Origin of the sequence: Nocardia jinanensis, assembly GCF_014645735.1 — a bacterium.
GTDB lineage: Bacteria > Actinomycetota > Actinomycetes > Mycobacteriales > Mycobacteriaceae > Nocardia > Nocardia jinanensis.
This window is the reverse complement of record NZ_BMMH01000001.1, coordinates 120,951-143,862: the sequence shown is the minus strand read 5'-3', so window position 1 is coordinate 143,862 and position 22,912 is coordinate 120,951. Positions and strand designations below refer to the sequence as shown.

Sequence of the window (22,912 nt, the reverse complement as noted above, 5' to 3'; positions counted from 1 at the left end):
CCGGGTGTGCGGTGGGGTGAGTCATGGCCAACTCCTCCGCGTCGTTTCGCGCCGGCCGAGCGGCCTGCTGACGACGGCTCGACCGGGTGCGCAGCGGCACGCAGCGATAGTGGAACAGTGGTCACTCTCTTCTAGATATTAGGCCCCGACGCGGGTCCGCACGCCCCTTTCGAGCGCATTTTTCCAGCTCGGGACGAGATCGGTCACCGTGACAACCCGGTCCGGCCGCCGGATGACGGCCGGTGGACCGATCCGAGGGCATGATCGATAGGAGGTCACCTGCGAGCAAGGAGGATCTATGCGCAACCCATCGGTCCACGTCGCATCGCTGTGGCAGGGCGATGAGATCTATCGCAGCGAACTCGGCTCGCTGACCAGGCTCACAGTCGACAGTTTCCCGATTCTCTCCGGGCTGTCGATCACACGTCTCACCCTGGCACCCGGCGCCTTCCGCGAACCGCACTGGCATGCCAATGCCACCGAACTCACCTACTGCACCGCCGGGCGGGCGCTGGTATCGGTACTGGACGACGGCAGCAGGTTCTCCTCGTTTCTCGTCGGTGCCGGGGAGATGTTCCATATCGATTCCGGCGCGTTGCATCATGTCGAGAACATCGGCGATACCGACGCCGAGTTCATCTCGGCCTTCCGCCACGAACGGCCCGAGGATTTCGGTCTCAGCGCCGCTGTGGGCGCGATGACCGACTCCGTTCTCGGCAACACCTATGACCTGCCCGCCGCCGCGTTCGCCGATATCCGCCGCGACACCACCGCGCGTATGGTCGCCCGGCGCGACGGGGATCCGGATATCCCCGCCGGTGCCCATTTCGGCGACCCGCACCACTTCGCCGTGGAAGCCATGCCCGCGCCGGTGGACTCACCGGTCGGTTCGGCGCGCACCGCCCGCAAGCAATTCTGGCCCGCGCTGCGCGATATATCGATGTATTCGCTGCGGATACGCGAGGACGGGATGCGCGAACCGCATTGGCACCCGGTCACCGCCGAGATGGGTTACGTCCACGCGGGTTCGGCACGGATGACCATCATGGATCCCGACGGGAACCTGGACACCTACACAGTGAACGAGGGCGAGGTGTATTTCGTCCCGCGCGCCTACCCGCACCATATCGAGGTGGTCGATGCACCGAGGATCCAGCTGCTGATCTTCTTCGACCAGCCGACCCCGGCCGATATCGGGTACCGCGCGTCGATGAGCGCGTATTCGCGCAAGGTTCTGGCGGCCACTTTCGGCGTCGCGCTCGACGAATTGCCGGACCTGCCGTTCACTTCTGCCGACCCGCTGATCGTGACGCGGAACAACCCCCTCGATCCCTAGCGGATCGCCCGGCCGAGAGGTTGCCCGGGAAGGGCTCCTCGTCCCGGCCCGCCTACCCCGGCAGCGGTCGGCGGGGCCCCGATGAGCACTCCGCGGAGGAAACCGATGGATACCGACCGTCAGGCGCTGATCCACGGCCCGCTGTTCTCCCGCCGCACCCCGCTGGATCCATACAACGCCGCCAGCCGTATCAGTGCTTACATCTACGGCAACATTCTGGTCCTCACCGCCCTGATCCCGGTAGTGACCTCGAATGAGCACGTAGGCATCCTGGTGGTCCTCGGCACCGCGGCCTCCACCTTCGTCGCCCACAGTTTCGCCGAAACCGTCGGCGGCAGCGTGCGGCAGCGTCGCAGCGCGACGATGAACGACCGGGTCCGCGAACTGCGCAATTCGGTGCCGATCCTCAGCTCGGCGGTACTACCCTGCGCGATTCTGGCGACCGGCCGGCTGGACTGGATCGAACCCCGCTCCGCGCAGATCCTCGCCGAACTCGTCGTCCTGATCCGTATCGGCGGAATCGTGTTCGTGATCGGCCGGTTGCGCGGTGAACATCCCGGGCGGGCGTCGATCATCACCGCGGTGCTGCTGACCCTGGTCGCCACCACCGTGGTCGTGGTCAAGATCGCCCTATCGCACTGAGCCGACGCCGGGCCGGCTTTCAGGCTTCCGGCCCCGGACGGTGCGGAACCGGCGCAGCCCGGCCCCGTACCTGCGCGACCCGAGGACGAGCCTGCGCGTCCCCCGATAATCTCTGTTTCGGGAAGGGGGTGCGATGCGGCTCACGGTCCTGGCTGTCGCCCTGGGGATCGCCACGGCCGGTGGGTCGCTGGCACGGACGGCGGTGTTGTTGCTGCTGGTGGATCACTCGGCGGTATTCGTCTCGGTGTTCCTGTTCGCCGGTTTCGTCCCGTCGGTCGTGCTGGCTCCGATGCCGGCCCCCGCGGTGGATCGTGTCGAATCCCGTCGGCTGCTGATCGGCACACTGCTCGCTCAGGCTGTGGTGTCCTACAGAGGTGTTCACCCTTGCCCGGCCGCGTATCAGGTTCGGTCGAAGCGCTTCCGTGAGGCTTCGGCGTGCGCCATGCGCCGGAGTGCGGCCAGTAGGCTGTCGCCGAGTACGGTGCCGACCACCGCGCCCTCCACGATGTTCTCCGCGGAGCGGAGCTGTGCGAGTGCCTCGATATCGGCGGCGGCCACCCGGTCGGCGGATTCCGCATAGGTGGACAGGCTGTCGAGCGCCCATTCGTGCCCGACCGCCCGGTAGGCGCAGAGCACTCCGGCCAGGGTCTCGACCAGTACGGATCTCGGCGGCGGCCGCCAACCGCGGGCCGCCACCACCTCGTCGATACGCCGTGCGGCCCATTCGCGATCGGCTTCGGTGACGTCCTGCGCGGATGCGGACGGTAGGCCCGGTTGAGCGGAGCCGAGCACGTCGTGGAGCGAGGTTCGCGGTTCGTCGATCGCGGCGAGTACGTCACGAACGGCGGCTACGGATAGCCCGGCCACCTCGGTGAGTGCGCGAACGAGTTTCAGCCGCCGCACATGTGCCGGACCGTAATCGGCCTGGTTCGGGCTGGTGAGCTCGCCGGGCGGGAGAAGTCCTTCACGCTGGTAGTACTTGATCGTCGCGATCGCGACGCCGGACTCCCGGCTCAACTCCGCCATCCGCATCCGCTGCCGTCTCTTTCCTCGTATCGTCCCGGTCCGGCGATCATGTCAGCAGCCGTGCCGGCCGCGCGGCGCGGCCGCTCCTCACCCGGTCGCCGGGCGGGTCCGCAGCCAGGCGAGCAGGAATGCGGCGGCGAAAGTCAGGTGGACAACACCGAATACGGCCGCTACATCGCGGGCTTCCCCGCTCACCACACCCCATACGTCGTTGAGGGCGACCACACCGAAACCGGTCAGATCGGCCAGGACGACGGTATTGCGGATCGTGGCAGGGTCGGTATCGCGTGACATCCAGTTCAGCAGCGCGATCCCGAGAAAGGGACCACCCAGCAGCCGCAGCAGTGCGATCAGTTCGGGGGAGGCGTTCTCGGGTACCGCGCCGATGCCGAACTGCGCCGGGACGACCAGTAGGGCGAGGCCGATCGCAGCGAGGTACAGCGCGGCGACGGTGAGAAGTGGTTTCTGCATCAGACGAAGTCCTGTCCGGTCGCGGATCCGGTGGGGGATCGGCAGTTCTGCGGGCCGGAAAAGAGCCCAAATATGGATAGTTGAGCTATCCATAATGGAAATCTACGCTATCCATATGGGTCTGTCCAGACTCTGCTGGTCGGGCTTCGGCGCAGTCGGATCGTAAGCATTTCCCGCATTACGCCCGCTGCGGACAATGGCTCTCGTCGTCTGCGAAACGAGGATTCCATGTACGATATCCGCCGCCTGATCCTGCTCCGTGACCTTTCCGAACGGTCCACCATGACCGCCGTCTCGGAACTGCACGGCATCACCACCTCGGCCGTCTCGCAGCAACTGCGCATCCTCGAGGAGGAGGTCGGTACCGTTCTCACCCGCCGCGAGGGCCGGGTACTGCGCCTGACCTATGCCGGACGGGTGCTGGTGGACCACACGTCGCGGATCGTGGCGGCGCTGGAAGAGGCGGAGAGCGCAGTGGCCGCCACGGCGGAGCGGGTGACCGGGGTGCTCACCCTGGCGACATTCCGTACGGCACAGAGCCGATTCGCACTACCGGCCGCCGCCGAACTGATGCGGGAATACCCGGGCCTGCGGGTGCGCGTGGTGGAACTGATGCCGGTGGAATCGGTGCCCGCGTTACGCCGCCAGGAGGTGGATCTGGCGATCACCTACGCGTATTCCTTCGGTACCCGTGATCTGCCGGTCGGTCTCGCCTCGGAGTTCCTGGGCAACGATCCGCTGGTACTCATCGCCCCGGCCGGCCTACGGGAGGAGGTGCGGCGGCGCGGTCTGGTGGCCGCCCGCGACGCCGACTGGATCGCGGCCCGCGACGGCGCGCCCTCGATCGCCTCGGTCATGTTCGCCTGCCGGGAAGCCGGTTTCGCACCGCGGATCCAGCACCGCAGCGGCAGTTTCGACGGAATGGCGGAGATGGTGGCGCATGGTCTGGGGGTGTCCATCGTGCCGGAGATGTCGCTGTCCGGCGAGCACCGGGCGCTGGTGGCCGGTCCGGTAGCCGATAGTGTCCGCCGGGTCGGCGTGACCTATCGCCAGGCCTCGTCGGCGCGACCGGCGGTGGCCGCGGCCATCAGGATCCTGCGCACCGTCGACGTGCCCCACGAACTGGTGTCCTGAGGATCGCGGGTCCGGCCCGGTCCGGGCCCACGGAATTCAGGCGGCCGCATGTGTTGTCACGGGACTGATCCCGAATCGCTCGCGCAGGGTCCGTTCGGTGTACTCGTAGCGGAAGAGCCCGCGGCGGCGCAGGATCGGCACCACCTCGTCGACGAAGATCTCCAACCCCTGTGGGAAAGCGTCGGGCATGAGGTTGAAACCGTCGGCTGCTCCCGCCCGGAACCATTCCTCGATCGTATCGGCCACGTCCTGCGGGGTGCCGATGATCCGGCGGTGTCCGCCCGCGCCGAATTCGAACAGGGCGTCGCGCAGGGTGTAACCGCGACCGCGGGCGGCGATCCGGTCGCGGATCCCGCGCACCAGCGATTCGCGGAACCCCAGCGACCCGGTGAAGGCGTCCGGATCGTCGAGATCGGCCAGCAGGTGCGGCGGGAACGGATCGTCGAGCGGGAACTCGGTGAGATCATGGCCCAGAGGTGCGCCCAGACGGGTGAATTCGGCGCCGGGGTCCTGGATTTCGCGGGCCGTCTCGTAGCGGCGCCGGGCTTCGGCGTGGGTACTGCCGATGATCGTGATCAACCCGGGCAGGACGGCGATATCGCGACGGGGCCTGCCGTGCCGGACCGCCCCCTGTTTGACCTGCTCGTAGTGCTCGAGTCCGGCGGCGAGCGTCATCTCCGCCGTGAATACGGCATTGGCGGTGCGACCGGCGAGGTCGCGTCCCTGTGGCGAACCGCCCGCCTGCACGATCAGCGGATACCCCTGGGGCGAGGCACCCAGCGGCAGGCGCCCGGCGATATCGAAGAACTCGCCCCGGTGGGTGAATTCACGGTCCGCGCTCGCCGCGCCCCACAGTCCGCGGACGACATCGACGAACTCACCGGCCCTTCGGTAGCGGGTGGCGCGGTCCGGTGTCGTGGTGAGCCCGAAATTCCCTGCCGCCGCCGGGTTGTAGGTGGTGACCGCGTTCCATGCCGCGCGCCCCGCGCTGAGGTGATCCAGGGACAGGATCCGTTCGGCCAGTTCGACCGGATCGTTGAACGTGGTGGACAGGGTGCCGATGAGGCCGAGATGGTGGGTGGCCGCGGCGACGGTGGCCAGGATGGTGGTCGGTTCCAGTGCCCGATCGCCCGGTTTGCGCAGTGGATCCTCGCGTAGCGCGGGGTTGTCGGCGAGAAAGAGGGCGTCGAGGGTACCGCGTTCGGCCAGCCGCCCGATCGCCGCGAAGTATTCGCCGGTCGTGGTCGCGTTCCGTGGCAGGCCGGACAGTTGCCAGGCGGCCGGACTGATTCCCAGATCCAGCACATTGATATTGAGGACGATGTGTTCGCGTGCCACGACGGACTCCTTCACGTTGAGGTGTAGACCGGTCGCCATCGGAGCGGATCCGGTTCGGGTCGCCGCGGGATGCCGAGATGATCGCGCAGCGTCGGCGCGGTATCGGCCGCGGGATCACGCAGCCGGACCAGTCCGGCATCGGACAGTGCGGGCAGGGCCCGGTCCAGGAAACCGGGCAGTTCGGCCAGGCCGATCCGGATCACCACCCCGGTGACATCCCACGCCTGGTCGGCCAGTTCCTCTATCCGGGAACGCAATCGAGCTCCCTCCCCGGGCAGCCGGACATGCGTTGTCACCGCGGGGTCGGCCGATACTGCCACAGTGAGGTCACGGGGCGTCACGAACGCGATATCGGTGACTCCGATATGGTCGCGATCGCCCAGCTCGTAGACCCATCCGACTATCGGCTCACCCTGCGGTGTCGTGGGCACGTTCAGCGGGCCGGTCGTCGGGAAAGCGCCGGTGTGGTCGGCGTAGCGGACCTCGACGTCGGGCGTGCGTTCGGCGGCGGCGGACTCGCGGGTGAGTGTTTCCAGCGGCCAGGTGCGCCACAGCGCCCGGGCGGCGGTCACCGCGTCGGCGAGCAGCTCGGCACCCACCGGGCTGCCGGGGGCCGCCCAGGTACCGCGGCGCGGGGCGCCGAGCGTGAGGTGATGGTCGGTGCGCAGGGCCAGCCATCCGGCGCGGCCGCGGGAGATGTGATCGAGTGCGGCGACGCGGCGGGCGATATTGAACGGATGGTCGCGTTGCGGCGCGGCGGCGACCACGATCCCCAGACCCGTTGTACGACGGGCGAAGAATGTGCCGAGCAGAGCGGGGTTCAGCGAGGTGCCGGTGGCAGTGCCGCGGTCGGCGCCGAGCACGAGGTATCCGATCCCCGCGGCGTCGAGGCGTTCGGGTAGGTCGCCGAAGCCGTTGCGGGCTTCCCGGGCGAGCTGGTCGTCGGGGATCTGCAGGCCGAGGACGAGTGGCATCTCAGTCTCGCTTTCCGGATCCGTCGTCGATCCAGGCGTTGTAGAACCAGGGCACCGAATTCGCGGCGTGGGTGAGGCCCTGGGCCAGAATCTGGGCGATCGGCGCCGCCACCGGGAGCGCCAACGGCAGCGCCGCGAACACCACCGACCGCAGGCCCTGATCGCGCACCGCCGACATCCAGCCCAGCTGGAACGCTTCGGCGTCCTCGTCGGTGATCGGGTTCTCGGGATTGGATATCTGCTGCTCGATCGGGTCGCCCGGCAGGACGTTGAGGATGAAGAACACGGCCGAATACGACAGGGCCACCACGAGGAGGGCCTGACCGATACGGCGCCACAAATAGCCGGACACGAAATGAAACCTATCTCTGGGACAGGAGGGTGACCACGATTACTATCGGAAGGAGAATTAATGTACCTGTGAATCTCAACTCAACGTCCGGAGGCATTTCTAGAATCCTGCTGATTCCAAGGCTTTTGCTCGGTACGACGACGGGTGCACTGTCACAGTGAATCGGCGGAAGGTCGAGAAATTCTGAACGGAATTCGTAGCGGGGCTGTCTTGTTCACCGGCCCTCGGCTTCTCGATACTGGGACCACCGTCGCGCTCTCGATCCGGACGGAATTCGATCCCGCGGTGTACCCGCCGTCCGCCCGGGAACGAAATACACTCCGGCGTCCGTCGATCCCGCGCGGCGCCGGACCGTGAGCCGACCGGCCCCGAGACCTCAGCCACCGGCCGTGGTCACCTGCGCCGGCCTTGATTCGGAGGAGAACCCCATGTCCAGCACCGAGACCGTGCTCGCACCCATCCCGCGCCCCGGGTCCGGCGAACTCACCGAGCTCGTCGCCGAGATCGCCGCCGACGCCGCCCGCCGCCGTGCCGCGGGCGGCACCGAGCCGCCCGACGCGGCGATCGCGGCGATCAAACGGCTGCGGCTGGGCGCGGTGCGGGTGCCGGTCGCCGACGGCGGCCCGGGCTGGACAGTGACCGAACTGTTCGCCTTCCTCATCGACCTCGCCGAGGCCGATCCCGACGTTCCGCACATCCTGCGTGTGCACTTCGGTTTCGTGGAGGACCTCTACCGGCTGCCGCGCACCGAACGCAAGGACGCGTGGCTGCCGGAGGTGCTGGCGGGCAGACTGTTCGGCGGTGCTCTCACCGAGCTGGGCACGAACCCGGTCGGTGCCTACACCTACGACAGCACGCTCACCCCGGCGCCCGAGGGGTACCGGCTCGACGGACGCAAGTTCTACAGCACCGGCGCCCGCTACGGCGACTACGTCCGGGTCACCGCGAACGCCCCGGATCGCGGCGTGCTGAGTGCGATCATCCCGGTGGATCGGGCCGGAGTGGAACACGTGGACGACTGGGACGGTATCGGCCAACGCCACACCAGCAGCGGGACGACCGTTTTCACCGATGTCGCCGTGGCGGTGGACGAAACACTGCCCTTCCGGGATCCGCGCGCCGAGGACCGGCCACGTCAGTCCTTCCCGCAGCTCTACCTGCACGCCATCGCCGCCGGGATCCTGCGTTCGGTGGCGACCGACGCCGCCGAGCTGGTGCGCTCGCGGGTGCGGAATTTCATTTTCGCCAATACCGAGGAACCCCGCCACGATCCGCAACTGCTCGCGGTGGTCGGCGAACTGGACGCCGCCGCCTTCGCCGCGGAATCCATTGTGCTGGCCGCCGCGTCGGCGCAGGATCTCTCGTTCGCCGCGGCCCGTTCCACCGGGATCGATCCGGCTCTGGAGAGCGACGCCTCCCTGCGGGCCGCGCAGGCCAAGATCGTGATCGAGGAGTTCGCCCTGCGGGCGGCCGGACGGATCTTCGATGTCGGTGGCGCCTCCGCGACCCGCGGGGCGGCCGCGCTGGACCGACACTGGCGGAACCTGCGCACCCTCTTCTCGCACAACCCGGCGGCGTACAAGGCGCGAGCGCTGGGGAACCTGCGGGTCAACGGTGAACCGTTGCCGCTGGCGGGCCACTTCTGATGCGCACTCGGCGGTGCCCGATCGCACAGGAGTATGTCACCGGTTCGGATCGCGATGATTCCCCGAATCGCGATGAGTTCTGGTCTGTCCGCGGCCCGGCTTCTCCGGCATCTTTTCCTCGTACTGCAATGAAAGATGAGGGATGCAGTCGATGGAAACCGAGATACGCGCGGTGACCACGGTGCGCGTGACAGTTCCGGCGGAGCCTTCCGGAACCGGCAGCACACCACCACAGGTCCTGTGAGATGGGTGCCCCGGACGTCGGTGCTCCGGTCCCGGCCCGGTGCCGGCTGCGGAGCCGGGGCCGGGGCACCGGCTGTCGTGCGCGCCCAAGGTTTGGATTCAGAGTGATCGAGACCGGCGACGTCGTGCCGGTCGCTCTTTAACGTCTTTCCCAGCATCCGGGAGACCGCCGCCTGGGCGGCCCCCGGCCCGACGATGCCGCGGCCGGTCGCCGGGGCGGTGCGATCCGGAGAACTCGATGAAACGACCCGTGGCCCTGTTCGGGGTATTCGCCGCGACGTTCGCCCTCGCGGCGTGCGGAGGTGGGGTGACCCAGACCGGTGTCAGCGGTCCGCCGCAGCCCGGCGGAACCCTGCGGTACGGACTCTCTCAGGCGCCGACCTGCTCCGATCCGGCGCAGGGCGGTACCAACCAGACGATCTACGTCACCCGCCAGATCGCCGATTCACTGACCGATCAGGATCCGGCGACCGGTGAACTCCGGCCGTGGCTGGCCGAGCGCTGGGAAGTGAGCCCGGACGCGCGGACCTTCACTTTCCATCTGCGCGACGGGGTGACCTTCAGCGACGGCACTCCGCTGACCGCGGAATCGGTACGCGGCACCCTGGATTCGATCGTGCATGTGCTGGGCGGCGCCAAGGCGCCGCTGGCCGCCACCTATCTCGCCGGCTACACCGGCACCGATGTGGTGGACGCGCGGACCGCGCGGGTGCGGTTCAGTGCCCCCACTGTGCAGTTCCTGCAAGCGACGTCGACTCCGCAGCTCGGCATCCTGGCCGCGGCGACCACCGCGAAGGAAGCCGAACAGCGCTGCCTCGGCGATACGATCGGCAGCGGGCCGTTCACCTACGCCGGGTATCGCCAAGGTGATTCGGTGACGCTGGCCAAACGCGCCGGATACCACTGGGGTTCGGCGGTGTTCGCGCATCAGGGCGAGGCATACCTGGACCGTATCGAGTTCACGGTCGTTCCCGAGTCCGGGGTGCGGACGGGCAGTCTGGTGTCCGGCCAGCTCGACGCGACCAGCGACGCCCTCCCCCAGGACGTGCCGCAGATCGAAGCGGCGGGCGGGCAAGTGGCCACCGCCTCCAATCCGGGTATCACCTTCGGTCTGCAACCGAACGTGAAACGGGGTCCGCTGCGCGACCGCGCCGTACGCACGGCCCTGCTGCCCGCGGTCGACCGTCAGGAACTCGTCGATACCGTGCTGGGACCGCAGTTCCGGGCCGCGACCAGCGCGCTGGCCCATACGACACCCGGCTATGTCGATCTCGGTGGTGACCTCGGGTTCGATATCGAGAAGGCGAAGCGAACCCTCGACGCGGCGGGCTGGGTCCCGGGCGGGGACGGTATCCGCGCGAAGAACGGTGAACGGCTGTCCTTCGGGGTGCTGTTCAGCGCGGCCTTCGCCGGGAACCAGGCGATCCTCGAACTCCTGCAGCAGCAACTGCGCGCCGCGGGAGTGGAACTGCGGCTGGAGCCGGCCGCCAACGCCGACTACACAGTGCGGCAGAACACCAAGGACTTCGACACCATCTACTACAACGTCACTCGTGCCGACGGCGATATCCTGCGCACCAATTTCGGGCTCGACGCGCGTAATCTGAACGATCGCGGCGCGATCCCCGCACTCGACGAGGTGTTGTCCGGCCAGCTGGCGACGGTCGACGGCGCGAAACGAGCCCAGCAGATCGGGGAGGCCCAGCGCCTGCTGCTCGATGAGGGATTGTGGATCCCGACCATCGAGCTCTCCCAGGCCATCGGAGTCGCGAACACGGTCCAGGGCCTGACCTTCGAGGCATCGGCGCGACTGCAATTCTTCGACACCTGGCTGAGCGGCCGATGACCGCGCCGGTCCGGTACGTACTGCTGCGGGTGCTCCAGGCGGCCGGCGTGCTGTGGGCCGCGTTCACCCTCTCGTTCGCGGTGCTGTACCTGCTGCCCGCCGATCCGGTGCAGCTCGCAGTGGACGCCAACCCGGGCACCCCGGTCGACGCGGCCGCGGTGGCCGAACTACAGGCCCGGTACGGCCTGGACAAACCGGTGTGGGAGCAGTACGGCACGGCGGTGATCCATGCCGTGCGCGGTGATCTGGGACATTCGCTGAGCACCGGTCAGACCGTCGCCGCGGCCATCGGGGAGGCGTTGCCCTCCACACTGGCGCTGGCCGCCACGACGCTGGTGCTGGCTGTGGTGTTCGGTGCGGCCCTGGCGCTGGCCGCCTCCTACACCGAGAGCGATCGGCTGCGTGGTCTGCTGACCGCGCTGCCTCCGGTCGGGGCGGCCATGCCCACATTCTGGGTCGGGCTGATCCTGCTGCATCTGTTCTCGTTCCAGCTGCGCCTGGTGCCGGCATTCGGCGGCACCGGTTTCAGCGGGACGATCCTGCCGGCGGTCACCCTGGCCGTTCCGGTCGGCGCGGTGATCGCGCAGGTGCTCTACAGCAATCTGATCACCACCTGGCACCAGCCGTTCGTCGCGGTCGCGTTCGCGAAGGGCGCGTCCCGGGCCTGGGTGCAGCGGCGACATGTGCTGCGAGCGGCGATCGGTCCGGCACTCACCATCGCGGGGGTCTGGGTCGGCACGGTGCTCGCCGGATCGGTGATCGTGGAGACGGTATTCGCACGCGCCGGTGTCGGCCGTCTCACCCAGACCGCGGTGCTGAACCAGGACATTCCGGTGGTGCAGGGCATCGTCGTTTTCAGCGCGGCGGTGTACGTACTGGTGAACCTGCTCGTGGACCTGGCGTATCCGTTGCTCGACGCACGGGTGGTGGACGGATTCCGGGGGAAGGAGAAAGCCCTTGCCTGAGGTTCGCGAACTCGTCGCGCCGCGACGAGAGAAGTCACAGTCGCCCCGCCGGGGGCGCACGGGTGCCGGTGTCGTGATCTCCGGTGCCGTACTGGTTCTCGTACTCGGCTGGGCGGTGCTGCCCGCGCTGTTCTCCGGCGGTGATCCGTTGACCGGTGTACCCAGCGAGAAGTTCCAGGGACCCGGCCCACAGCATTGGTTCGGCACCGACAACCTGGGCCGCGACCTCTACACCCGGGTCGTGCACGCGGCGGCGCTGTCGCTGACCGCGACCGTGCTCGCCGTGGCGATCGGGCTGGTGGCCGGCTCGCTGCTCGGAGTGGTGTCGGGAGTACTGGGCGGCACCGTGGACAGCATCGTCATGCGCTGCGTGGATGTACTGCTGTCGATCCCGGAACTGCTGGTCTCGCTCGCACTGGTGACGGTGCTGGGTTTCGGTACCGGCAATGTCGCGCTCGCGGTCGGTGTCGCGCTCATCGCGCGGTTCGCCCGGTTGATGCGCGCCGAGGTACTGCGGGTGCGGCAGGCACCGTACGTGGAGGCGGCCCGTGCCTGCGGAGTGCGCTGGTACGGAGTGCTGTTCCGGCACGTGCTGCGCAATGCCTACGGACCGGTCGCCGCGCTGGCCGCCGTCGAATTCGGTCTCGCGGTGCTCGCGGTGTCCTCGCTGAGTTTCCTCGGCTACGGCGCCGCCCCGCCGACTCCGGAATGGGGATCGCTGATCTCGGAGGGACGCAATTATCTCGCCACCGCCTGGTGGCTGACCACGCTGCCCGGTCTGGTCATCGTCGCGGTGGTGCTCGCCGCCCAGCGCCTCGGCCGGGCCTTCGCCCAGGAGGGACTGCGGTGACACACTCCGATACCGCCCGCGCGCGGGCCGGTCGAGCCGCCCGCGTGCGGGCCGATCATCCACCGGCGACTGTCGCCGGAGCGGGTTCCGAAGGCGACCCGCTGGTGGCGGCAGTGCGCCGGATCCGGAGTTTCCTGTGGGAGGGCTGGCGTTTCCAGGCCGGGCTGGCCGCACGGGCGCCGCACCTCTTCCTCTCCGGGTGGTCGTGGTGAGCGGGACGGGCGCCGGGGATCCGCTGCTGGAGGTCGACGGACTGACCGTCGAATACCGGACCGGAGCCACCACGACCACGGCGGTCGACGGAATATCGCTGACGATCCGGGCCGGTGAGACGGTCGCCGTGGTCGGCGAGTCCGGATCGGGTAAATCCAGCCTGGCCCACGCCGTGATCGGCCTGCTGAGCGGCGGGGGAGAGATCACCGCGGGCACGGTGACCTTCGCCGGCCGGCAGCTCGAGCGCCTACCGGCGCGGGCGTGGCGACAGATCCGCGGCGCCCAGATCGGTTTCGTCCCCCAGGATCCCGCGGTCTCGCTGAATCCGGTGTTGCGCATCGGTGATCAGGTCGCCGAGACGCTGCGAATCCACGGTCGCGCGGATAGGCGGAGCGCGCGGGTGGAGGCGGAGCGAATCCTGGCGGAGGCCGGGATCGATCGTCCGGCGCTGCGGGCCCGGCAGTTCCCGCAGGACCTGTCGGGCGGTCAGCGCCAGCGGGTGCTCATCGGGATCGCACTGGCCTGTGGGCCGCGGCTGGTGATCGCCGACGAGCCGACCAGTGCCCTGGACGTCACCGTGCAGCGGCGGATCCTCGACCATCTGGCCGGTCGCACCGCCGAATCGGGAACAGCGGTCCTGCTGATCACTCACGACCTCGGTGTCGCCGCCGACCGGGCCGATCGGATCGTGGTGATGCGGCACGGCCGGATCGTGGAAGCCGGTACCGCCGAGGAGGTGTTCACCGAGCCGCGGCACGAGTACACCCGCCGCCTGCTGGCCGCCGCGTCGGGGACGAGCCGGTCGCGACGCCCCGCGCGCCCGCGTGCCGCGACTCCGCTGCTGTCGGCCCACGGTCTGCACAAGGCCTTCCGGATAGGGCGGGGGACCACCCTCGCGGCCGTCACCGATGTCTCGCTCACGATCGATCGCGGCGAAACCCTGGCTGTCGTCGGTGAATCCGGCTCCGGAAAATCCACCACGGCCCGGATCATCGCCCGGCTCGAGACGCCCGACCGCGGCACCGTGGAATTCGACGGTATCGATATCGGCGATCTGCGCGGTGCCCGGCTGCGGGAGTGGCGGCGGCGGGTGCAGATCGTGTACCAGAATCCGTACGGTTCGCTGAACCCGAAACTGACGATCGGCGATATCGTGGCCGAGCCGTTGCGGGCCTTCGATATCGGGGATCGATCCACCCGCCGCGATCGGGTCGCCGAATTGCTCGACCAGGTCGCGCTGCCCGTCTCCGCCGCGGTCCGGCGGCCCGGTGAACTGTCCGGCGGGCAGCGTCAGCGTGTCGCCATTGCCCGAGCCCTGGCCCTGCGTCCGGATCTGGTGATCCTGGACGAACCGGTATCCGCGCTGGACGTCTCGGTGCAGGCGCAGATCCTGAGCCTGCTCGACGATCTGCAGGCGGAACTGTCACTGAGCTATCTGTTCGTCTCCCACGATCTCGCGGTGGTGCGTGGGATGAGTGATCGCGTAGCGGTCATGCGGGAAGGGCGCATCGTGGAAACGGGTCCGACCGCGGAGATCTTCGAAGCACCCCGGCACGAGTTCACCCGGGAACTGCTACTGGCCGTACCGGGTGCCGCGCGCCGGCACCGGCCGAGAGAAAGGACCGCGTGATGACACCGGTGCCGCCACTGTTGCTCGCCGTCGAATTGGCCGGTACGGGAGTGCATCCCGCGTCCTGGCGCCGCGCCGATTCGCGGGCCGAGGACCTGTTCACCGGCAGCTACTGGGTGGACGCGGCCGCCGCGGCGGATCGCGCCGGACTGGATCTGGTCTTCCTGCCGGATTCCTTCGCCCTGCAATCCGGGGGAGTGCGGGGGCGGCTCGAGGCGGTCGGTATCGCCGCCCGCGTCGCGGCGAGCACCACCCGGCTCGGTGTGATCCCGCAGGCCCCGGTCACCCATACCGAACCGTTCCATCTGTCGAAGGCGATCGCGAGCCTCGACTACGCGACCTTCGGCCGGGCGGGCTGGGAGGTGACGGTTTCGCCGGGTACGGAGCAGGCGCGGCTGTTCGGCCGCAAACCCGAACAGCCGGAGGATTCGCTGTGGCGCGAGGCCGGTGAGGCGGTCGAGGTGGTCACCCGGCTCTGGGACAGCTGGGAGGACGACGCGGAGATCCGGGATAGTTCGTCGGGCCGCTTCGTCGACCGCGAGAAACTGCACTACATCGATTTCGCCGGTGACAATTTCTCGGTCAAAGGCCCGTCGATCACGCCCCGCCCGCCGCAGGGACAGCCGTTGGTGGCGGTACGGGCCGCGGGGCCTCATGCGACCCGGACCGCGGTGCGGTACGCCGACCTCATCCGTATCGCCGCCCCGGACCTCGCCACCGCCGCGGAAACCCGGTCGGTCCTGCGCTCGGCGGTGGCGGCGGCGGGCCGCGACCCCCGGCAGGTGCGGGTGCTGCTCGACCTGGAGACCCATATCGCCGGCACAGCCGACCTGGCGGTACAGGAGGTGGACCAGCTGGAGGAGTGGACCGCCACCGCCGGGCCGGACAGTGTTCGCCATGTGGGTACCGCGGCGACGCTGCGGGATCTGGCCGAGCAGGTGCGACGAGAATGCGCCGCGGACGGGCTCGTCCTGCGGCCGCTCGCCCTGCCCGCATTCCTGGACCGGATACCGGTCCCGCTCACCACACTGCGCGGCAGGCTCGGCCTGCCGCGTCCCCTCAACCGCTACGCGACCGAACGGGGCTGATATGCCGAAGACCCAGTCGGGTAAGCAGATCCATCTGGCTGCCCATTTCCCGGGCGTCAACAACACCACCGTCTGGACCGATCCCGAATCCGGTAGCCAGATCGACTTCGACTCCTTCACGCATCTGGCCCGGACGGCCGAGCGCGGACTGTTCGATCTCTTCTTCCTCGCCGAAGGACTGCGGCTGCGCGAGCACCGCGGCCGGATCCACGATCTGGACGTGGTCGGGCGGCCCGATACGTTCGCGGTGCTCAACGCGCTCGCCGGGGTCACGACCCGGCTGGGCCTGGCGGGCACCATCAATACCACCTTCAACGAACCGTTCGAACTGGCGAAACAGTTCGCGACCCTGGATCACCTCTCCGGCGGCCGCGCCGCCTGGAACGCGGTCACCTCGTCGGACGCCTTCACCGGCGAGAACTTCCGCCGGGGCGGATATCTCGAGCACGCCGAGCGATACACGCGGGCCGAGCAGGTGGTGGCCGCGACCCGCACGCTGTGGGACAGCTGGCCCGTCGATGCGCTCGTGGTCGACCGGGCGCGGGGCGTGTTCACCCGGCCGCTGCCCGAGTTCCGTTATCGGAGTGAACAGTTCGATATCGAGGGAACTTTTGTACTCCCGCGCAGTCCGCAGGGCTACCCGGTGCAGTTGCAGGCCGGCGATTCCGAGGAGGGGCGCGAATTCGGTGCCGCCACCGCGGACGCCATCTTCAGCCGGCACGGCGAACTCGCCGCGGGACAGGAGTTCTACACCGATATGAAGGGCCGACTCGCCAAGTACGGCCGTAGTCGCGACGATCTGCTGATCCTGCCGGCGGCCACCTTCGTCCTCGGCGACAACCGCGCGGATGCCGAGGAGCGCGCCCAGCACATCCGGCGGCAACAGGTCGGCCCGCAGACCGCGATCGCCTTCCTGGAACAGGTCTGGGGTCGCGACCTCTCCGCCTACGACCCCGAGGGGCCGCTGCCCGATATCGAACCGCTCGACGATGTGAACATCACCCGGGGCCGGGTGCGGCACGCCCGGGATCCGCGGGCGGTGGCGCAGCAGTGGCGGGAACGGGCCGAGGCGGAGAACCTGTCCATCCGGGAGCTGATCATCGAGGTCACCGCGCGCCAGCAGTTCGTCGGCTCACCGGCGGAGGTCGCCGCCGAAATCGACCGCTATGTGCAGGAGGACGCCGCCGACGGATTCATCCTGGTACCCCACCTCACCCCGGCCGGACTGGACGAATTCGTCGACAAGGTGGTTCCGGAACTCCAGGACCGGGGCAATTTCCGTACCGAGTACACCGGCGCGACTCTGCGCGAACACCTGGGTCTGCGCCATCCCCATCGAGCCGACGAGAAAGTGCGTGCCTCATGACAGTTCCCTTGTCCGTGCTGGACCTCTCGCCGATAAGCACCGGATCGACTGCGCGGCAGGCGATCCGCAATACAGTCGACCTCGCCAGGCGCGCCGAGGCGTGGGGGTACCGGCGGTTCTGGGTGGCCGAACATCATTTCGTCGCGGTCGCCTCCTCGGCGCCGACCGAACTGATCGCTCTTATCGCCGGTGCCACCGAGACCATCCGGGTCGGTTCGGCCGCGGTGCAGGCCGGGTACCGGACCTCGGCCTCGGTGGTCGAATCGTTCGGCACCATCGATGCTCTCTACCCCGGCCGGCTCGATCTGGGATTGGGTCGTTCGGCGCACCGGATCGAGCAGCTCCGCTCGCCGGGGGCGCCGCCGGCACCAGCTCCACCCCGCCCGACCGTGGTACACGACGGGGTGGTCGTGCCGCCGCCGTTCGCGCCGACGCAGATCCGCGATACGACCCGGCTGGTGGCTTCGCTGGAGGCGCTGCGACTGCCGGGCGCCGAACCGCTCGAATACGCCCGGCAGGTCGCCGAGATCCGCGCCCTGCTCGCCGGTACGTTCACCACCCCCGGCGGTATCGCCCTGCATGCTGTTCCGGGGGAGGGCGCCGGCGTCGAACTGTGGTTGTTCGGTAGTAGCGGTGGTGAGAGCGCTCAGCTCGCCGGGTCGCTGGGGCTGCCGTTCGTGGCGAATTACCACGTCTCACCGGGGACCGTGGTGGAAACCGTCGAGGCCTACCGGAAGGCGTTCCGGCCCTCGGGGCGCTATCCGGAGCCGTATCTGGTGGTCTCGGCCGATGTGGTAGTGGCCGCGGACGATTCGCGGGCCCGGCACCTGGCCTCCACCTACGGGCATTGGGTTTCCAGTATCCGCAGTGGCGCGGGGGCCGCGGAATACCTCGATCCGGATACCGCGCCGCCGCTGACCGATTATCAGCAGCGGCTCGTCGACGACCGGGTGAACACCCAGTTCGTCGGAACCCCCGCCTCGGTCGCCGCGCGCCTGTCCGCACTGCGTGATCTGACCGGTGCCGACGAATTGGTCGTCACCAGCGTCACTTATCGGCACGAGGACCGTCTCACCTCACATCGTCTTCTCGCCGAGGAGTGGGGCCTGTCTCGGGTTCGCGCCGCATAGCCCGGACGGTATCCGCGCACGCCGGCGACCGGAAGGCGCCCCGCGAGGCAGGTAGCGTCGTGCCGGTGATCCAGCGCGCCGCGGCCTCGGACACGAGAGCGCACCTCCAGAAGTAGATGATATGGTAGTTAGTCGATAGCGTCGACTAACTACCATGCCCCATCAACTGTCGATCAACTAAACTGCTCGTTGTGGCAGTGAACGATCACGACCTGGTTGCCGCTCTCGGCGGGCTCTACCGTGAGGTGAACGCGTTCTACGGTGCGATAGCCCGGGAATTCGGTCTCACCGCCCAGCAGATCGCCCTGCTCTGCCTGGTACAGAACCAGCGCCCGACCTTCGGCGAACTCGCCGCGGCGCTCGGCTGCGACAAGACCAACATCACCGGCATGGTGGACCGGCTGGAGCGCCGCGGTTACCTAGCGCGGCAGCCGGATCCGGCCGATCGCCGGGTCAGCCGGGTGGCGCCGACCGCCGCGGGCGTGGCGATCGGCGAGGAGATCCACGCGGCCATCGCCGGAAGACTGGCCGCGACCCTGCCACACGTCGCCCGCATCGAACTCGCCGCTGCCGCAGCCGATCTGGTGACCGCCCTGTCCGATCGCGGCGGTTCGCGGTAGCAGCCGCTACCCGGCCACCGGCTGTGGTGCGAAACGGCTCGCGGGTTTGGGTAGCCCGAAATGGTCGCGCAGTGTGGTGCCGGTGTACTCGGTGCGGAACAGGCCGCGCTGCCGCAGGATGGGCACCACGGTCTCGGCGAAGACTTCCAGGCCACCGGGATAGTAGGGCGGCATCACATTGAAACCGTCGGCCGCACCGGACCGGAACCATTCCTCGAAGGTGTCTGCCACCTGCTCCGGCGTACCCGCGAACACCCGGTGCCCGCGCGCCCCGGCCAGCCGGTGCAGCAGACCGCGCAGGGTCGGCCGCTCCCGCTCGACGATCCCGGCCACGACCTGACGTCGGCTGGCCGAGTTGTCGGTGACATCACCGGCGTCGGCGAACAGTTCGACCGGCACCGGTTCGTCGAGCTCGAGATGCCGCAGCGATTCGTGCGCGAGGGATTCCAGCTGTTTGATGCCGTACTCGGGCACAGTGAGCTCGTTGAACTCGCGTTCCAGCTGTTTCGCTTCGCTCTCGGTGCCCGCGATGAACGGACTGATCCCGGGCAGGATCTTCACATGCTCGGGCTCGCGTCCGAACTCCACCGCCCGCCGCTTGATATCGCTGTAGAAAGCCTGGGCGTCGCCGAGCCGCTGATGCGCGGTGAAGATCGCCTCTGCGTACCGGCCGGCGAAGGCGCGACCGTCGTTGGACGCCCCCGCCTGCACCAGCACCGGATACCCCTGTGGGGTGCGCGCCGAATTGAAAGGTCCGCGCACCCGCAGGTACTCGCCCGCGAAATCGATGGGATGGATCTTGTCCGGATCCGCGTACCGGCCCCCGGCACGGTCCAGCAGGATGGCGTCGTCCTCCCAGCTGTCCCACAGTGCCGTGACCGCGTCCACGAATTCGCGGGCCCGGGCGTAGCGCTCGGTGTGGTCGGGGTGCCGGTCGAGTCCGAAGTTGGCGGCGGCCAGATCGGTGCCGGTGGTGACGATGTTCCAACCGGCCCGGCCGCCGGAGATATGGTCCAGGGAGGAGAACAGCCGGGCCAAATTGTAGGGCTCGTAGTAGGTTGTCGACGCGGTGGCGATCAGACCCAGATGCGTGGTCGCCGCGGCGATCGCGGTGAGCAGCGTGATCGGTTCGAGGCCGGGCGCCGCGTTGTAGGCGACATTGGTCCGCAGCGCCGGTCCGTCGGCGAAGAACACCGCGTCGAAGGTGGCGGCCTCGGCGGTCCGGGCGATCTCCTGGTAGTAGCCGACATCGTAGATCCGGTCCGGGCGGCTGGCCGGATGACGCCAGGCCGCCTCGTGATGCCCGGCCGGGTAGATGAACGCGTTGAGACTCAGCCGGCGTGGTTCGGTCATCGTGAATCGTCCTCGTACGGAATGGGGTCGGTGGAGACACCGAGCGCGGTCAGGAGTTGTTCGCGGTAGTGGGCGACGGCGGGATCGCCGTGCCGGCGCGGCCGGGCCTGCTCGATGGACAGATCGACCGCGATACGGCCCTCGTCCAGGACCAGCACCCGATCGGCGAGCAGGACCGCCTCGTCGACATCGTGGGTGACCAGCAGCACCGCCGGGCGGTGCCGCGCGCACAGGTCCTGCAGCAATCCGTGCATGCGGATCCGGGTCAGCGCGTCCAGCGCGCCGAACGGTTCGTCGGCGAGCAGCAGCGCCGGCTCGCGTACCAGTGACCGGGCCAGCGCCACCCGCTGCTGTTCGCCGCCGGACAGCTCCCGGGGCCAGGCCTTCTCCCGGCCGGCCAGACCGACCTCGGCCAGCGCGTCGCGGCCGCGTTGCGCGGCCCCCGGACCGGTCAGGCCGAGCGTGACATTCTCGAGCACCTTGATCCACGGCAGCAGCCGGGAATCCTGGAACACCACCGAGCGCTCCTGCGGGACGGTCAGCTCACCGTCACCGGCGACACCGTGATCCAGTTCGCCGAGGGCGCGCAGCAGGGTGCTCTTACCCGAGCCGCTGCGGCCCAGCAGTGCCACGAACTCGCCCCGCGCGATATCGAGATCTACACCGTGCAGCACGATCCGGTCGCCGAAACCGCGCCGCAGGTCGCGAACCTTCACGGTCAGTCCGACAGTGTCTGTCGCCATGCCAGGGCCCTCCTCTCCAGCGCACGGACGGCGAGATCACCGAATAGGCCCAGCAGTCCATAGATCACCAGCCCGACCACGATCACGTCGATCTGTCCGTAGGTGCGTGCCTGGGTCATCAGATAACCGATACCGCTGGTGGCGTTCACCTGTTCCACCACCACCAGGGCCAGCCAGGAGATGGTGACCGCCAGCCGCAGTCCGGTGAAGAAACCCGGCAGCGAACCGGGCAGCGCCACCCGGCGGATGAAACCCCAGCGGGACAACCCGACCGTTTGCGCCAACTCCACATACCGGGCATCGACGCCGCGCAGCGAGGCATGCGTATTGATGTACACCGGCACCAGCACACTGGCGGTGATGACGATGAGTTTCATCTCCTCGCCGATCCCGAACCACACGATGAACAACGGGATCAACGCGAGGGTCGGAATGGAACGCTTGATCTGCACCGGGCCGTCGACGAGTGCCTCACCGACCCGGCTCAGACCGGAAACCAGGGCGAGTACCACGCCGATCGAGACACCGAGCACGAGACCGATCGCGGCCCGCTGCAGCGAGGTCAGCAGATTGGATTGAAGGGTGCCCTCAGCGATCAGATCGCCCGCGGTCCGGGCCACATCCCACGGCGCCGGGAGGGTTTCGGCGTCGAGCACGCCCGACAGCGAACCGATCACCCAGGCGGCCAGCAGTAATACGGGCCCCAGCGCGAAGCCGAAGGGGATCGGCCGGCCGGGCCCGAGCCGGACCCGGCGGCGGGCCCGGGCAGCCCGGGCCGGTGCCGCGAGCGGGGCGGAACCGGCCCGCGCGCCCGCGGAGATACCCAAGGTAGCCACTACCGTGCCTCCTGTTCGAATCGTGCGCCCACCGCGGGGACGGTCTCGGTGATCGCCTGGTCGAACCGCGTATCGAAACCGTCCGCGGCCTCGACCTTGCGCGGCAACTGACCGGCCGCGGCGATGACATCGATGGTCGCCTGCTGCGCGTCGATCAATTTCTGATCCAGATGGGGAAACGTGAACTCCCCGAGAGAGTCGACGATCCGTCCCGCGTCCTCGGCGCTGAGCTTCTGATTCTCGATGTAGTAGATCCGGGCCCACTCGTCACGATGAGTGTTGGTCCAGTGGAACGATCGGACGAACGCCCCCACCAGTGCGCGCAGCGCCGCGGATTTCGCCGGATCCTGGGTGGCCTCCCGCCGGGCATACAGATAGCCCAGGCCGAAGTAGATGCCCGTGGTTTCCGAATCGGCGATCACCGTGGCACCCGGAGTACGCAGGAACCGGGTCAGCCGGGGCTCGTTCAACGGTGCGATATCGACCTGCCCGGTCCGGACCGCGTCGTTGAAATCGGCCAGCTTCAAGTTCACGAGCTCGACATCGGAAGTGCTCAGACCGGCCTTGTCCAATGCGCGCAGAATCGCGGCCTGCTGGGCGGTGCCCTCGGCGTAGGCGATCTTCTTACCCTTCAGATCCGTCAACCGGGTCGCCGTCACACCCGGAGCGACAGCGAGTTTGATACCCGCCGGATCTGTCTGATACGCGGCGATGATAGGCACATCCTGACCGGCGGCCAGCGCATGGATCGGCGGCACATCACCCACCGGAGCCACATCGGCCGCCCCGGCCCGGAACGCCTCCAGAATCTCCGGACCGCCGATGAAATTCGCGAACTCCACTTTGAACGGCAATTTCTCGAGCTCGCCGGAGGCACGCAGCGCCGTCTGGAACCGCTCCTGCTGATCGGCGACCACCAGGGTGGTGCCGGGCGGAACCTCGGTGGGTAGCGGCGTATCCAGAGCCGCGACACCGGGTTGGTCGCTGCTGTTGCACCCGGTCAGCGCCATTCCGGCAGCGGCGACAGCGAGCAGCATCGCGACCGACCTGAAACGGAAACGCGCGGCAAGGGAACGAGACTGGTGCATAGCGGCATTGAAACAATGTCAC

Annotated in this window: 22 protein-coding genes; 13 read left to right on the top strand and 9 right to left on the bottom strand. The window is 68.5% G+C overall.

What is annotated here, in order from left to right:
• Window positions 1–298: 298 nt before the first annotated feature.
• A complete protein-coding gene (locus tag IEY68_RS00655; protein ID WP_058855769.1) occupies window positions 299–1,336 on the top strand; it encodes a cupin domain-containing protein in 1,038 nt (345 codons plus the stop codon).
• 105 nt (window positions 1,337–1,441) lie between these two features.
• Window positions 1,442–1,978 (top strand): hypothetical protein, encoded by a 537-nt coding sequence (locus tag IEY68_RS00650; protein ID WP_058855770.1) that lies wholly within the window; start codon window positions 1,442–1,444, stop codon window positions 1,976–1,978.
• 399 nt (window positions 1,979–2,377) lie between these two features.
• On the opposite strand, the gene IEY68_RS00645 is transcribed toward IEY68_RS00650, so the two are convergent.
• Window positions 2,378–3,004 carry a MerR family transcriptional regulator gene (locus tag IEY68_RS00645; protein WP_229718547.1) on the bottom strand — a complete coding sequence of 209 codons (627 nt, stop codon included), beginning with the start codon at window positions 3,002–3,004 and terminating at the stop codon, window positions 2,378–2,380.
• A gap of 87 nt (window positions 3,005–3,091) precedes the next feature.
• Window positions 3,092–3,475 (bottom strand): hypothetical protein, encoded by a 384-nt coding sequence (locus IEY68_RS00640; protein WP_062995703.1) that lies wholly within the window; start codon window positions 3,473–3,475, stop codon window positions 3,092–3,094.
• 228 nt (window positions 3,476–3,703) lie between these two features.
• On the opposite strand from IEY68_RS00640, the gene IEY68_RS00635 reads away from it, so the two are divergent.
• Window positions 3,704–4,609, top strand: a complete 906-nt coding sequence (locus tag IEY68_RS00635) for a LysR substrate-binding domain-containing protein (protein WP_058855772.1) — start codon at window positions 3,704–3,706, stop codon at window positions 4,607–4,609.
• Window positions 4,610–4,645: 36 nt separating this feature from the next.
• Here IEY68_RS00635 and IEY68_RS00630 read toward each other — a convergent pair whose 3' ends face one another.
• The 3 genes from IEY68_RS00630 to IEY68_RS00620 are packed head-to-tail and all read right to left on the bottom strand — an operon-like array spanning window position 4,646 to window position 7,273.
• A complete protein-coding gene (locus IEY68_RS00630) occupies window positions 4,646–5,914 on the bottom strand; it encodes an NtaA/DmoA family FMN-dependent monooxygenase (RefSeq protein WP_229718594.1) in 1,269 nt (422 codons plus the stop codon).
• Between the two features lie 44 nt (window positions 5,915–5,958).
• Complete coding sequence (locus IEY68_RS00625) at window positions 5,959–6,921, bottom strand: LLM class oxidoreductase (RefSeq protein WP_058855773.1); 963 nt, start codon at window positions 6,919–6,921, stop codon at window positions 5,959–5,961.
• A gap of 1 nt (window position 6,922) precedes the next feature.
• Window positions 6,923–7,273: a hypothetical protein gene (locus IEY68_RS00620; protein ID WP_058855774.1), complete on the bottom strand. Its 351-nt coding sequence runs from the start codon at window positions 7,271–7,273 to the stop codon at window positions 6,923–6,925.
• Window positions 7,274–7,701: 428 nt separating this feature from the next.
• Between IEY68_RS00620 and IEY68_RS00615 the strand changes: the two genes are divergently transcribed.
• From IEY68_RS00615 to IEY68_RS00570, 10 genes are all read left to right on the top strand, one after another.
• The gene (locus tag IEY68_RS00615) at window positions 7,702–8,919 is read left to right on the top strand and encodes an acyl-CoA dehydrogenase family protein (protein WP_062995699.1); all 1,218 of its coding nucleotides are present in this window, start codon (window positions 7,702–7,704) and stop codon (window positions 8,917–8,919) included.
• Between the two features lie 481 nt (window positions 8,920–9,400).
• Window positions 9,401–11,008, top strand: coding sequence for an ABC transporter substrate-binding protein (locus tag IEY68_RS00610; protein WP_058853016.1), 1,608 nt, complete (start codon window positions 9,401–9,403; stop codon window positions 11,006–11,008).
• Window positions 11,005–11,973, top strand: a complete 969-nt coding sequence (locus IEY68_RS00605) for an ABC transporter permease (RefSeq protein WP_058853015.1) — start codon at window positions 11,005–11,007, stop codon at window positions 11,971–11,973. The genes IEY68_RS00610 and IEY68_RS00605 overlap by 4 nt, the downstream gene beginning before the upstream one ends.
• Window positions 11,966–12,823 carry an ABC transporter permease gene (locus tag IEY68_RS00600; protein WP_082681077.1) on the top strand — a complete coding sequence of 286 codons (858 nt, stop codon included), beginning with the start codon at window positions 11,966–11,968 and terminating at the stop codon, window positions 12,821–12,823. Before IEY68_RS00605 ends, IEY68_RS00600 begins: the two co-directional genes overlap by 8 nt.
• Complete coding sequence (locus IEY68_RS00595; RefSeq protein ID WP_058853013.1) at window positions 12,820–13,035, top strand: hypothetical protein; 216 nt, start codon at window positions 12,820–12,822, stop codon at window positions 13,033–13,035. Before IEY68_RS00600 ends, IEY68_RS00595 begins: the two co-directional genes overlap by 4 nt.
• Entirely contained in the window at window positions 13,032–14,666 is a 1,635-nt protein-coding gene (locus IEY68_RS00590) for a dipeptide ABC transporter ATP-binding protein (protein ID WP_058853021.1), read from the top strand. Before IEY68_RS00595 ends, IEY68_RS00590 begins: the two co-directional genes overlap by 4 nt.
• Window positions 14,666–15,754: an LLM class flavin-dependent oxidoreductase gene (locus tag IEY68_RS00585; protein ID WP_156426000.1), complete on the top strand. Its 1,089-nt coding sequence runs from the start codon at window positions 14,666–14,668 to the stop codon at window positions 15,752–15,754. The genes IEY68_RS00590 and IEY68_RS00585 overlap by 1 nt, the downstream gene beginning before the upstream one ends.
• A gap of 1 nt (window position 15,755) precedes the next feature.
• Window positions 15,756–17,120: an NtaA/DmoA family FMN-dependent monooxygenase gene (locus tag IEY68_RS00580; protein WP_058853012.1), complete on the top strand. Its 1,365-nt coding sequence runs from the start codon at window positions 15,756–15,758 to the stop codon at window positions 17,118–17,120.
• Window positions 17,117–18,250, top strand: a complete 1,134-nt coding sequence (locus IEY68_RS00575; protein WP_058853011.1) for an LLM class flavin-dependent oxidoreductase — start codon at window positions 17,117–17,119, stop codon at window positions 18,248–18,250. The genes IEY68_RS00580 and IEY68_RS00575 overlap by 4 nt, the downstream gene beginning before the upstream one ends.
• A 191-nt stretch (window positions 18,251–18,441) precedes the next feature.
• Entirely contained in the window at window positions 18,442–18,870 is a 429-nt protein-coding gene (locus tag IEY68_RS00570) for a MarR family winged helix-turn-helix transcriptional regulator (protein WP_058853010.1), read from the top strand.
• Window positions 18,871–18,876: 6 nt separating this feature from the next.
• On the opposite strand, the gene IEY68_RS00565 is transcribed toward IEY68_RS00570, so the two are convergent.
• From IEY68_RS00565 to IEY68_RS00550, 4 genes are read right to left on the bottom strand one after another with little or no spacing between them, the layout of a single operon-like run.
• The gene (locus IEY68_RS00565) at window positions 18,877–20,223 is read right to left on the bottom strand and encodes an LLM class flavin-dependent oxidoreductase (RefSeq protein ID WP_058853009.1); all 1,347 of its coding nucleotides are present in this window, start codon (window positions 20,221–20,223) and stop codon (window positions 18,877–18,879) included.
• Window positions 20,220–20,966: an ABC transporter ATP-binding protein gene (locus tag IEY68_RS00560; protein ID WP_062995697.1), complete on the bottom strand. Its 747-nt coding sequence runs from the start codon at window positions 20,964–20,966 to the stop codon at window positions 20,220–20,222. Before IEY68_RS00560 ends, IEY68_RS00565 begins: the two co-directional genes overlap by 4 nt.
• Window positions 20,942–21,802, bottom strand: coding sequence for an ABC transporter permease (locus IEY68_RS00555; protein WP_189093962.1), 861 nt, complete (start codon window positions 21,800–21,802; stop codon window positions 20,942–20,944). The genes IEY68_RS00560 and IEY68_RS00555 overlap by 25 nt, the downstream gene beginning before the upstream one ends.
• Entirely contained in the window at window positions 21,802–22,890 is a 1,089-nt protein-coding gene (locus IEY68_RS00550; RefSeq protein WP_058856482.1) for an ABC transporter substrate-binding protein, read from the bottom strand. Before IEY68_RS00550 ends, IEY68_RS00555 begins: the two co-directional genes overlap by 1 nt.
• Window positions 22,891–22,912 lie beyond the last annotated feature (22 nt).